Genomic DNA, 11,064 nt, shown 5'->3' on the forward strand with positions numbered 1-11,064 from the left:
GTGAAGAGATTACCGGCGGTAGTCGCGGAACGGACCATCCGCAACGGAGCGGCGTTCAATAAGACGCGGGTGAACTTCAATGGACTGCGACTCTTCACGTTTGTTGACGATCCTGTCCATCAGCATATTGAAGGCGGTTTCACCCAGTGAGTCTTTCGGCTGGTGAATGGTCGTTAAGGCCGGCGTAAAGAAGCGCGCGTTACGCACGTTGTCATACCCGATCACAGAAATATCCTGCGGTACACGCAGACCCAGCTCATCGGCAGCACAGAGGGCACCCATTGCCATGATGTCGCCCCCGCAGAAAACGGCGGTCGGACGATGCTGCTGGGAGACGATCTGCTGCATCGCGCGGTAGCCCGACTCCGGTTCGAAGTCGCCCTGCACGATCCAGTTTTCCGGCACGGTGATCAGCGCTTCTTCCATCGCTTTCATAAACCCAGCCAGACGACCTGCACCGGTATTGCGCTCCAGTGGACCCGGGATCACGCCGATCTCGCGGTGACCGCGTTCTATCAGATAACGACCCGCCATATAACCGCCTTCAAAGGCGTTATCGATAACGGAATCGGTGAAGTCCGCGCGGGCTTCACCCCAGTCCATCACCACCATTGGGATATGGCGATACTCTTCCAGCATCGACAACACAGATTCCGGGTACTCGGAACACATCACCAGCAGGCCATCCACGCGCTTTTGCGCCATCATCGACAGGTAGGCGCGCTGTTTTTCAATGCTGTTCCACGCGTTGCCCAGAATCAGGGTATAGCCTTTTTGAAAACAGTTTTTCTCAACCGCTTCAATGATCTCGGCAAAATAGGCCGCTTCACTGCTGGTCGCCAGCAAACCAATAGACTTGGTGTGATTAACCTTGAGGCTACGCGCAACCGCACTTGGCGAATAGTGCAGCTCTTTGATCGCTGCCCAGACGGCGTTGCGCGTCTCTTCCGCCACAAAGCGGGTTTTGTTAATTACATGTGATACGGTTGTAGTGGAAACGTTTGCGCGTTTTGCTACATCTTTAATTGTTGCCATTAAATGTCACTCCAGACCATATCCTAAACTCCTGAAAAACTTGAAGGTAAACGTTTGCCTTCTCTCACCCTTATCACGCAATTTTGAATTGCGACACGCCGGGAAAACGACACAGGACGTCAGGAGGGGGTCAATGGCCGGTACGCTAATAAATTTAGCGTGGAATTTTGTCCTATCTTGATGAAAAGGGGAAGAGGTAAAGTGGTTATCCGTTTAAATCCAGGAAGATTTTTGACGTAAATTGTGCAAAAATGAGCAAGCTCACTTTTCGTGGGGGGATTCAAAGGAGAAAAATTGATGAGTTCCGATCTGAAGTTTTCGCTGTTCACCACCGTTATTGTGCTGGCTTTGATTGTCGCAGCGGGTCTGACGGCCGCACTGCACTGATTTACGTGGAGGGAGAGCTTTCTCCCTCCCGATTCCCCGGATTGTTACTTCTCTGGCAAAAATCTTTTGCCGTTTTGTTAACTTCTCATTTTTTGTGATTGATGTCATGCTTTCCGCTTCTTTGTTCTGTGTCACCTCATGACACGGCATCCGGAGTTGACGTATGAAAATCAATTTTCCCCTGCTGGCCCTGGCGATTGGCGCTTTTGGGATTGGCACCACTGAATTCTCCCCGATGGGTTTACTGCCTGTTATTGCCAGAGGCGTGGATGTCTCGATCCCTGCCGCAGGGATGTTAATCAGCGCCTACGCTATCGGCGTGATGGTCGGGGCGCCGCTGATGACGCTTCTGCTTTCGCATCGCGCGCGCCGCAATGCGCTGATTTTCCTGATGGCGATTTTCACACTGGGCAACGTGCTTTCCGCCATTTCGCCGGACTACACCACATTGATGCTGTCACGCATTCTGACCAGCCTTAACCACGGCGCGTTCTTTGGGCTGGGGTCGGTTGTTGCCGCAAGCGTGGTGCCAAAACACAAGCAGGCGAGTGCCGTGGCAACCATGTTTATGGGACTAACGATTGCCAACATCGGCGGGGTGCCTGCGGCAACCTGGCTGGGTGAAGCGATCGGCTGGCGTATGTCTTTCCTGGCGACGGCCGGTCTCGGTGTGATCGCGATGGTGGCACTGTTCTTCTCCCTGCCGAAAGGCAGCGCGGGGGAACGTCCTGACGTGCGCAAAGAGTTGTCTGTGCTGGTACGCCCGCAGGTGCTCTCGGCATTGCTGACGACCGTGTTGGGGGCAGGGGCGATGTTTACCCTCTATACCTACATTTCTCCCGTGCTTCACGACATCACTCACGCGACACCGATCTTTATCACTGCGATGCTGGTGTTGATTGGCGTGGGCTTCTCGATTGGTAACTATCTGGGTGGGAAATTTGCCGACCGTTCCGTGAGCGGGACGTTGAAGGGCTTCTTAACCCTGCTGATTGTCATCATGATTGCTATTCCGTGGCTGGCACGTAATGAGTTCGGAGCAGCCATTGCGATGGTCGTCTGGGGAGCTGCCACCTTTGCTGTGGTTCCACCGCTGCAAATGCGCGTGATGCGGGTCGCCCATGAGGCGCCGGGTCTTTCGTCTTCAGTGAATATTGGCGCGTTCAATCTCGGTAATGCGCTCGGTGCAGCCGCCGGTGGCGCGGTTATTTCCGGGGGGCTGGGATACAGTTTTGTACCGGTGATGGGGGCGATTATTGCCGCGCTTGGTCTGCTGTTGGTGATGATGTCCGGTCGTAAGCAGCCAGAAACAGCCTGCGCTGCTGAATAAGCAAAAAAACGCAGAAGGGCGAACCCTTCTGCGTGTCTCTTATGCGGCGAAGTTCTTCGCCACAAACTCCCAGTTAACCAGTGCCCAGAAGTGCTCCAGGTAGTTCGGGCGCGCGTTACGGTAATCAATGTAGTAAGCGTGTTCCCAAACGTCCACGGTCATCAGCGGCTTAGCGCTGGTGGTCAGTGGGGTACCCGCGTTAGAGGTGGAAACGATAGCCAGTTTGCCATCGGCTTCTTTTACCAGCCACGTCCAGCCAGAACCGAAGTTCTTGATAGCTGCATCGGTAAATTTCGCTTTGAAATCCGCGAAGCTGCCAAAGGCGGCATTGATGGCGGTAGCCAGTTCACCGGCAGGTTCGCCACCGGCGTTTGGCGCCAGGCAGTGCCAGTAGAAGGTATGGTTCCACACCTGAGCTGCGTTGTTGAATACGCCCCCCTCAGAGCTGCGGACGATCTCTTCCAGCGTTTTGCCTTCGAAATCGGTGCCCTTGATCAGGTTGTTCAGGTTGGTGACGTACGTCTGGTGATGCTTGCCGTAGTGATATTCCAGGGTTTCCGCAGAAATGTGCGGTGCCAGGGCGTCTTTTGCATACGGTAGTGCAGGTAATTCGAACGACATTGCTTCTCTCCTTATTGTATTTTGTGTTGCCAATAACCACACAGACAACGAGGAGAGGATAGCAAATTGAAAGGGTATGCAAAAGAGGAACTTACCCTGCCGCGACGCGGCAGGGCAGGGATTAGCGAATGGTTTTAGGTGTCATGACGCGACGCGCGCCGACGTAGTGGCGAACCCAGTAGTCTTCACTCAGCGAGGTGATCTGAATATCCTGACCGCTGCGTGGTGACTGAATGAATTTTCCGTTACCGACATAGACACCGACGTGGTCAGCCGTGCCGCGACCCTGTGTACGGAAGAAGACCAGATCGCCGTTTTCCAGCTCACCACGGTCAACCGGAGAAGCATCGCGCAGGTGGTACATTTCATTGGCAGTACGTGGAATGCGGAACTTCACCAGATCTTTATAGGCGTAATAGACGAGACCACTGCAGTCAAAACCGGTACGCGGTGAACTGCCACCCCAGTGATAAGGTTTGCCAATTTGCCCCATCAGTTTGTTCATCGCGGTTTTTTGCGCTTTCTGTACCCGCACTTTATGCACTTCCGCTATTTTCGTGACCTTCGTGCATTTCGCCTTGTGGCCTTTACGCGTGATGCATTTTTCAGTCACGAGGTTGGCGGCAGTCTGCGAGGCTTTACTTTTGGATGTGTGAGCAGTGCGGGAAGATTTTGTTTTTGTCTTGCTGGAAGCGGTTTGTTTAGTCTGAGCAGTTGTTTTTTTCTTGTCGTTCTTACTGGTGGTTTTTTTCTTACGTTCTGTGGCTTTCACCAGATGGTTCTTTTGCACAGCAGAATGCCGCGCCTGCTGAGAGGCGTTTGCCACTGGCGTGAAAGTGAGTGATGTAAACAGTAAAGCACAGAGCGTGATCGAGATTTTATTTATCCGCGCCACTGGGCAGTCCCCTGATAAATGCAGGCCATCTATAGTACCTGCGTATGATTTACAAAGCCCGTCGATTCTAATCCATAAAAACCCGAGAAGTTAATAGCATTTTTCAATCTACAATCGTGTTTCGTTAGCAAGTGCAAAAAAATTCATCGTTCTGTCGCACATTTGTTCACTCCCTAAGCAAAACCCTCAGTGCAGCAGGGTTAAACACCATTTGCAATGCAACTTTTCATGAGTCGCGGTAAAATAAATAAACGTGACAAAAATGTTATTTTCCGATGCCAGTCTGAACCGCTACAATGTCAGACTAATGCCGTAACAGAAGTTAAAGGAAGCAAGACATGAGCACCACTATTGAAAAAATCCAGCGCCAGATCGCTGAAAACCCGATTCTGCTGTATATGAAAGGTTCTCCGAAGCTGCCAAGCTGCGGCTTCTCCGCGCAAGCCGTTCAGGCACTGTCTGCCTGTGGTGAGCGTTTTGCTTACGTTGATATCCTGCAAAACCCGGACATCCGCGCTGAGCTGCCTAAGTACGCTAACTGGCCGACGTTCCCACAGCTGTGGGTAGACGGTGAACTGGTTGGCGGTTGCGATATCCTGATTGAAATGTATCAGCGCGGTGAACTGCAGCAGCTGATCAAAGAGACGGCGGCTAAGTACAAAACTGAAGAGCCGGACGCAGAGTAACTTTCTGCCGAAATAAAAAAGCGACCTCTTCAGGTCGCTTTTTTTTACTCTTCGCTGTCGCCCATCGGTAGCGGCCAGCCGCCCAGACGTTTCCAGCGGTTGACGATCTCACAGAACAGCTCTGCAGTGCGTTCCGTGTCATACAGGGCAGAGTGCGCCTGCGTACCGTCAAACTCAATACCTGCCGTGATACAGGCCTTTGATAGCACTGTTTGTCCAAGCGCCAGGCCACTCAGGGCGGCAGTATCGAAGGTGACAAATGGGTGGAAGGGATTTCGTTTGAGCGAGGCACGCTCTGCGGCGGCCATGGTAAAGCTGTGATCGAACGTGGCGTTATGGGCCACCATGATCGCGCGGCTGCAGTTGCTCTCTTTCATGCCTTTACGCACCATCTTAAAAATGGCGTGCAGCGCATCATATTCACTGACTGCACCACGTAGCGGGTTATGCGGGTCGATACCGTTAAACGCCAGTGCTTCCGGCTGTAAGTTTGCCCCTTCAAAAGGATCAACGTGGAAATGCAGCGTGGTGTCCGGTGTAAGCCAGCCCTGTTCATCCATCTTCAGCGTGATGGCGGCAATTTCGAGCAGCGCATCGGTTTTAGCGTTAAATCCGGCTGTTTCTACATCAATGACAACGGGATAAAAACCACGAAAACGGTCGCACAGACCGCTAAATTGAGCGTTATCGGACATCAGGGTCTCTTACATGGGGAAAAAGCAGAGCGCATTATGGCAAATTTTGGAAGGGTATGCAGTAAAACTACGGGCGCATATTGCGCCCTGAGGGATCAGTTGCCCAGACCGCGACCGGCGTCTTTGGCTTCAATCAGCTCGATTTTGTAACCGTCCGGATCTTCCACAAACGCAATCACGGTAGTGCCACCTTTGACCGGGCCCGCTTCGCGCGTCACGTTACCGCCGTTGCTGCGAATGCGCTCACACGCTTCGGCCGCGTTGTCCACTTCCAGCGCGATATGGCCGTAGGCCGTACCCAGCTCATAGCTGTCTACGCCCCAGTTGTAAGTCAACTCAATCACCGCTTCGTCCGTTTCCGGGCCATAACCCACAAAAGCCAGCGAGTATTTGTATTCCGGGTTTTCACTGGTGCGCAGCAGTTTCATACCCAGGACGTTAGTGTAGAAATCAATAGAACGTTGCAGGTCGCCAACGCGCAGCATGGTGTGAAGTAGGCGCATAATTTCCTCATTAACCTATGGAATAGAATATGTTTTTGAACAGAAACGATGTTTTAGTATAGCGGCGAATTGTCGCCGCTATCAATGCTCAATGGAGGGATTACAGAGAAGGGTAGTCGGTGTAGCCTTCTGCACCACCGCCGTAGAAGCTTTCCGGACGCTGTGGGTTCAGTGCCGCTTTCTGCTGCAGGCGGGCAACCAGATCCGGGTTGGCAATGTAGTCGCGGCCAAATGCGACGGCGTCGATCAGACCTTTATTGATCAGATCTTCGGCTTTCTCAGGAGTATAGGCTCCCGCACCGATGATCACGCCATGGAAACGCTCGCGTACTTTCTGACGGAAAGCCTCTGTGTAAGGCTGACCACCGGCCCAGTCGGGCTCGGACATGTGCAGATAGGCAATACCACGTTTCGCCAGCTCTTCAATCAGATACAGCGCGTCCGCTTCTTCGTTCGGACCGTTGTCGACGTTCTGGAAAGAGCCAATCGGGGAGACGCGGATACCGATACGCTCAGGGCTCCACTCCTGGCATACGGCGTCAACCACTTCCAGTACCAGACGGGCACGGTTTTCGACGCTGCCGCCATACTGATCGGTGCGATGGTTAGACGACGGTGACAGGAACTGATGCAGCAGGTAGCCATGCGCGGAGTGCAGTTCAATCAGGTCAAACCCGGCTTCCCGCGCATTGGCTACGGCCTGGCGGAAGTCGTTAACGATACCCGGGATCTCGTCCAGCTCAAGCGCGCGTGGCATAGAAGTATCAACGCGGATTGCGTGACCATTTTCATCGCGCAGAGAGGTACGGGTATTCGCGCTGAGTGCGGAAGCGGAAACAGGTGCCTGACCGCCTGGCTGAATGCTGTTGTGAGAGATACGACCGGTGTGCCACAGCTGAACCGCAATACGACCCTCTTCAGCGTGAACGCCCGCGGTGATTTTCTTCCATGCGGCGATCTGTTCCGGGCTGTGAAGACCCGGCGCGCCCGCATAACCTTTAGCCTGAGCAGAAATCTGTGTGGCTTCCGTGATGATCAGGCCAGAGCTTGCGCGCTGACGATAGTATTCACCCATCAGTGGGGTTGGGATGTCACCCGGCTCAATGCTGCGCAGACGGGTAAGCGGAGCCATAAACACGCGGTTTGGCGCAGTGACGGCACCCACTTTCAATGGGGTAAATAATTTTTCAGCTGACATAAAGACTCCTGAGTAGACCAGTCGACTAGTAATGAGGTAAATAAAAACGCCTGTTAAACGCCAGGCGTAGTAATGCTGTTTTTCACATGTGCCAGTGCGCTTTCCAGCGGCACGGCACTGCGCGAAATCTTGGCCTGCAGATTAGCGCCCAACCAGAGGGCGTATAACACCTGCGCCTGGGTTAGCGGCTCACCGGGAAAGGCCAGCGTTTTTTCATCGCGGCCTTTCTCCAGTGCCTGAGCCAGCAGAGCGATAACACCACTGGCACCTTTATCCATTGCCGTGCGCATGTCTTCGGAGAGATCGCACACTTCAGCAGAAAGTTTTACCGTCAGACATCCGCTGATAATGCCCTGCTGGCAGAACTGGTTCAGCGTTTCCTGATAGTAGTTCAAAACACGATCGCGATAGTTACCTTTACCCGATGCAAAGTGGGTCGCCAGACGCTGGTGATAACCAGCATAATGACGCTCCAGCATTGCGACGCCAAACGCCTCTTTGGACCGGAAGTAGTGGTAAAACGACCCCTTCGGTACCTCAGCGGTTTTTAATAGCTCGCTCAGACCCATACCGGTGAATCCGCGATGCATGCAAAGTTGCTCGCCGGTCGCCAGTAAATGTTCGCGGGTATCGTGTTCAGTATTTCTGCTCATGGCCGCACTCTAATAGACCGTTCGGTCTAATGCAAGCAAGTTTATTGACGACACGCGTGCAGAATATCCAGTTGCTGTTGATAAACCGTTGATTTCACGTCCATCATACCCAGTACAGTCGAGAACAAATTGTCCTGAGAAACCGCATTTTTTGCCGCATGGTCACGTAAACACTGCTCGTTAATGCCAAAGTTTTTCGCATAGTCCGGTGACAACCAGAACATAAACGGAATGTGCGTTTGCTGCTCCGGTGCCAGCATGTAAGGCGTGCCGTGCAGATAGATACCGCTTTCACCCAGCGATTCGCCGTGATCTGAGAGGTAAATCAGCGCAGTGTTCATGCTTGCCTGTCGTGCTTTCAACGTATCAATCGTTTTACTGACCACGCTGTCGGTATACAGGATCGTGTTGTCATAGGTGTTTATCAGCGCCTGATGATCGCAATCCTGGATTTCGTTGGTGTCGCAGGTTGGGGTGAATTTACGGAAATTATCCGGATAACGGCGATAGTACGCGGGGCCGTGACTGCCCATCAGGTGGATAACCAGAACGGTATCTTGCTTCAGGCCATCCAGGATGTTGTCCAGGCGGTAGAAATTCACGTCGTCGATGCAGGACTTGTCTTTGCAGAACTGATCCAGTTTCCACTGCGTCATGTCGGTATGCGGAATGCGATCGCAGGCACCTTTACAGCCGCCATCGTTGTCGCGCCACAGCAGATTGATACCCGCATGCTTGAGCACGTCGAGCAGTCCTTCCCGATGATGAGCCAGGTCAGCATCGTATTTGCTGCGCGTCATGCCGGAGAACATGCAGGGAACGGATACCGCGGTTTCAGTACCACACGAGGAGGCTTGCGGGAAGTTAATCACATCCTGCTTTTTCAGTTCCGGGTTTGTTTCGCGTTCGTAGCCGTTCAGGGAGTAGTTCGCCGCGCGTGACGCTTCGCCGACGACAAGCACCAGAACGGTTTTCTTTTGCTGACCTGAAATCAAGGGTCCTTTGTGTGCATCTTCGCCAATCCGCACCAGCGTCTGATCGCCTGCAAACCAGCGCATTTTGCTGTACTTCATCACGGCACTGACGTAGTTCGCGGGGGTGACCATTTTGACAATGCTTTTGTTATTACGAAACAGCGACGCGTAATCTTTATAAAATACGGCGGCAATAAGGATAATCACCAGCAGGGCACCGAGCATTGCGGCAACGCGCATCAACAGGGCATACCACCATTTCCCGGTACGAATGCGGGTCAATACCAGCACTACGGATGGAATGAGACCGGCAACAACAATCCACAAAATCATCTGTGGCGTTACCAGGGCGGTGGCTTCCTGGGAGTTCGTTTCGAACACGTTCACGATCATGTTCTGATCGATAACCGCGCCGTAGGTGTACATAAAGTAGGTGGCAGCGGCGCACCCGAGCGTCAGCACAATCAGCAGCGGCTTGCGAATAAAGGGAATATTGAGCAGGCTAAACACAATCACCCAGCCGCAAAACAGCACCAGCGGTACGGTAGCGGCAAAGAGGATATCGTGAAGATGAGCGGGGGCGATAATTGCCCAGCTGCGTTGTATAAATAGCGCGTTTACCAGGGTAAAGAAGAGCGCACAGCCAAGAGTAAATTTAATGTCGTTACACTGTAACTTTTTAATTAACCGCATCGAATGAAAAACCTGTCATTTTAATGATGGGGCGAGTATAGAGAGGGAAGATTAGTGAAACCTTAATGCCACAAATCTGTGGTAAAGCCCTTGCACGAGGCATGTTTAACGTCTTCACTGTAAGTGATAGCGGTAATCTGGAGGTGAGTGTGGCAGAGCAACTGGAGTTTTTCCCCATCCAGAGCCCGTGCCGGGGTATTTGTCAGGTAGATGAACGTGGATATTGCCGCGGGTGCATGCGTACCCGTGATGAACGTTTCAACTGGCAAACCTTTAGCGACACGCAAAAACAGGAGGTGCTTCGACTCTGCCGACAGCGACTTCTGCGCAAAATACGCGCAAATAAAGCGGGTGAGGCAGAAGAACCCCAGCAACCTTCACTTTTTTAACACGGTAATTGCGTATACTCATGACATCACGTCCTTGAGGAAAATGTTATGGTTCAGCGAATTACCCTTGCCCCCCAGGGGCCAGAATTCTCCCGTTTTGTGATGGGCTACTGGCGCCTGATGGACTGGAATATGTCCCCCCTCCAGTTGGCGAGCTTTATTGAAGAGCATCTCGATTTAGGGATCACCACGGTCGATCATGCCGATATTTATGGTGGCTATCAGTGTGAAGCCGCGTTCGGAGAGGCGCTCAAGCTGGTTCCGGCCCTGCGCGAACGCATGGAGATCGTCACGAAGTGCGGTATTGCCACCACGGCAAAACCTGAGCATGCCCTCGGTCATTACATCACCGACAGTGCGCATATCATCAAAAGTGCTGAGCAGTCGCTGGTCAATCTGGCGACGGATCATATCGACCTGCTGTTAATCCACCGTCCCGATCCGCTCATGGATGCCGATGACGTGGCCGAAGCGTTTCTGAATCTGCATCAGAGCGGGAAAGTCCGTCATTTTGGCGTCTCAAACTTTACCCCGGCACAGTTTGCGCTGCTTCAGTCGCGCCTGCCATTTACCCTGGCCACTAACCAGGTCGAGATCTCCCCGGTTCACCAGCCGCTGCTGCTGGATGGGACGCTTGACCAGCTACAACAGCTGCGTATTCGCCCGATGGCGTGGTCGTGCCTGGGAGGGGGACGCTTGTTTAATGACGATGAATTCCAGCCGCTGCGCAATGAACTGGAAACCATCGCCCGCGAGCTCAATGCTGAGAGCATCGAACAAGTGGTGTACGCGTGGATCCTGCGCCTGCCGTCAAAACCACTGCCAATTATTGGTTCTGGTAAAATTGAACGCGTACGCTCTGCGATTGCGGCAGAAGAGCTGCAGATGACCCGTCAGCAGTGGTTCCGCATCCGTAAAGCCGCACTCGGCTACGACGTACCGTAAACCAGCAAAAAGTGACTTTCCGGTGAAATGTTTGCCCCTGGTATAAACTTAAGGGGCAAA

The 11,064-nt window shown here is 52.9% G+C and carries 13 protein-coding genes; 5 read left to right on the top strand and 8 right to left on the bottom strand.

Going from position 1 to position 11,064, the window contains the following annotated elements; translation table 11 throughout:
* Positions 1-9: 9 nt before the first annotated feature.
* Entirely contained in the window at positions 10-1,035 is a 1,026-nt protein-coding gene (gene purR, locus AAHF05_RS09570) for an HTH-type transcriptional repressor PurR (protein WP_114979446.1), read from the bottom strand.
* Between the two features lie 297 nt (positions 1,036-1,332).
* Between purR and AAHF05_RS09575 the strand changes: the two genes are divergently transcribed.
* Both AAHF05_RS09575 and AAHF05_RS09580 read left to right on the top strand, forming a co-directional pair.
* Positions 1,333-1,422, top strand: a complete 90-nt coding sequence (locus tag AAHF05_RS09575) for a YnhF family membrane protein (RefSeq protein ID WP_020688313.1) — start codon at positions 1,333-1,335, stop codon at positions 1,420-1,422.
* A gap of 163 nt (positions 1,423-1,585) precedes the next feature.
* Positions 1,586-2,752 (top strand): MFS transporter, encoded by a 1,167-nt coding sequence (locus AAHF05_RS09580; protein WP_028017286.1) that lies wholly within the window; start codon positions 1,586-1,588, stop codon positions 2,750-2,752.
* A gap of 39 nt (positions 2,753-2,791) precedes the next feature.
* Here the strand turns inward: AAHF05_RS09580 and sodB are convergent, their stop codons facing one another.
* Both sodB and AAHF05_RS09590 read right to left on the bottom strand, forming a co-directional pair.
* A complete protein-coding gene (sodB, locus tag AAHF05_RS09585) occupies positions 2,792-3,373 on the bottom strand; it encodes a superoxide dismutase [Fe] (protein WP_028017287.1) in 582 nt (193 codons plus the stop codon).
* 121 nt (positions 3,374-3,494) lie between these two features.
* The gene (locus AAHF05_RS09590; protein WP_028017288.1) at positions 3,495-4,268 is read right to left on the bottom strand and encodes a C40 family peptidase; all 774 of its coding nucleotides are present in this window, start codon (positions 4,266-4,268) and stop codon (positions 3,495-3,497) included.
* Between the two features lie 338 nt (positions 4,269-4,606).
* On the opposite strand from AAHF05_RS09590, the gene grxD reads away from it, so the two are divergent.
* On the top strand, positions 4,607-4,954 hold the full coding sequence (grxD, locus tag AAHF05_RS09595) for a monothiol glutaredoxin 4 (RefSeq protein WP_003832760.1): 348 nt from the start codon (positions 4,607-4,609) through the stop codon (positions 4,952-4,954).
* Between the two features lie 44 nt (positions 4,955-4,998).
* Here grxD and rnt read toward each other — a convergent pair whose 3' ends face one another.
* The 5 genes from rnt to eptA all read right to left on the bottom strand — a co-directional run bounded on the left by rnt (position 4,999) and on the right by eptA (position 9,670).
* Positions 4,999-5,649 carry a ribonuclease T gene (rnt, locus tag AAHF05_RS09600; protein WP_049006331.1) on the bottom strand — a complete coding sequence of 217 codons (651 nt, stop codon included), beginning with the start codon at positions 5,647-5,649 and terminating at the stop codon, positions 4,999-5,001.
* A 95-nt stretch (positions 5,650-5,744) separates the two neighbouring features.
* Positions 5,745-6,152, bottom strand: coding sequence for a lactoylglutathione lyase (gene gloA, locus AAHF05_RS09605; protein ID WP_013096923.1), 408 nt, complete (start codon positions 6,150-6,152; stop codon positions 5,745-5,747).
* A 100-nt stretch (positions 6,153-6,252) separates the two neighbouring features.
* The gene (locus tag AAHF05_RS09610) at positions 6,253-7,350 is read right to left on the bottom strand and encodes an alkene reductase (protein ID WP_028017290.1); all 1,098 of its coding nucleotides are present in this window, start codon (positions 7,348-7,350) and stop codon (positions 6,253-6,255) included.
* A 53-nt stretch (positions 7,351-7,403) separates the two neighbouring features.
* Positions 7,404-8,003, bottom strand: a complete 600-nt coding sequence (locus AAHF05_RS09615) for a TetR/AcrR family transcriptional regulator (protein ID WP_129324549.1) — start codon at positions 8,001-8,003, stop codon at positions 7,404-7,406.
* Positions 8,004-8,044: 41 nt separating this feature from the next.
* Positions 8,045-9,670 carry a phosphoethanolamine transferase EptA gene (gene eptA, locus AAHF05_RS09620; protein ID WP_129324550.1) on the bottom strand — a complete coding sequence of 542 codons (1,626 nt, stop codon included), beginning with the start codon at positions 9,668-9,670 and terminating at the stop codon, positions 8,045-8,047.
* Between the two features lie 101 nt (positions 9,671-9,771).
* On the opposite strand from eptA, the gene AAHF05_RS09625 reads away from it, so the two are divergent.
* Positions 9,772-10,059, top strand: a complete 288-nt coding sequence (locus tag AAHF05_RS09625; RefSeq protein WP_161788399.1) for a DUF1289 domain-containing protein — start codon at positions 9,772-9,774, stop codon at positions 10,057-10,059.
* A 48-nt stretch (positions 10,060-10,107) separates the two neighbouring features.
* Positions 10,108-11,004: an aldo/keto reductase family oxidoreductase gene (locus AAHF05_RS09630; RefSeq protein ID WP_129324551.1), complete on the top strand. Its 897-nt coding sequence runs from the start codon at positions 10,108-10,110 to the stop codon at positions 11,002-11,004.
* The last annotated feature ends 60 nt before the right edge of the window (positions 11,005-11,064 follow it).

It is taken from the genome of Enterobacter adelaidei (assembly GCF_041937165.1).
GTDB classification, from domain to species: domain Bacteria; phylum Pseudomonadota; class Gammaproteobacteria; order Enterobacterales; family Enterobacteriaceae; genus Enterobacter; species Enterobacter adelaidei.

Coding starts and splice junctions, on each gene's coding strand:
- grxD (WP_003832760.1), top strand. CDS start 4,607: ATGAGCACCACTATTGAAAAAATCCAGCGCCAGATCGCTGAAAACCCG.
- rnt (WP_049006331.1), bottom strand. CDS start 5,649: ATGTCCGATAACGCTCAATTTAGCGGTCTGTGCGACCGTTTTCGTGGT.
- AAHF05_RS09615 (WP_129324549.1), bottom strand. CDS start 8,003: ATGAGCAGAAATACTGAACACGATACCCGCGAACATTTACTGGCGACC.
- gloA (WP_013096923.1), bottom strand. CDS start 6,152: ATGCGCCTACTTCACACCATGCTGCGCGTTGGCGACCTGCAACGTTCT.
- eptA (WP_129324550.1), bottom strand. CDS start 9,670: ATGCGGTTAATTAAAAAGTTACAGTGTAACGACATTAAATTTACTCTT.
- AAHF05_RS09625 (WP_161788399.1), top strand. CDS start 9,772: ATGTTTAACGTCTTCACTGTAAGTGATAGCGGTAATCTGGAGGTGAGT.
- AAHF05_RS09610 (WP_028017290.1), bottom strand. CDS start 7,350: ATGTCAGCTGAAAAATTATTTACCCCATTGAAAGTGGGTGCCGTCACT.
- AAHF05_RS09575 (WP_020688313.1), top strand. CDS start 1,333: ATGAGTTCCGATCTGAAGTTTTCGCTGTTCACCACCGTTATTGTGCTG.
- AAHF05_RS09630 (WP_129324551.1), top strand. CDS start 10,108: ATGGTTCAGCGAATTACCCTTGCCCCCCAGGGGCCAGAATTCTCCCGT.
- AAHF05_RS09580 (WP_028017286.1), top strand. CDS start 1,586: ATGAAAATCAATTTTCCCCTGCTGGCCCTGGCGATTGGCGCTTTTGGG.
- purR (WP_114979446.1), bottom strand. CDS start 1,035: ATGGCAACAATTAAAGATGTAGCAAAACGCGCAAACGTTTCCACTACA.
- sodB (WP_028017287.1), bottom strand. CDS start 3,373: ATGTCGTTCGAATTACCTGCACTACCGTATGCAAAAGACGCCCTGGCA.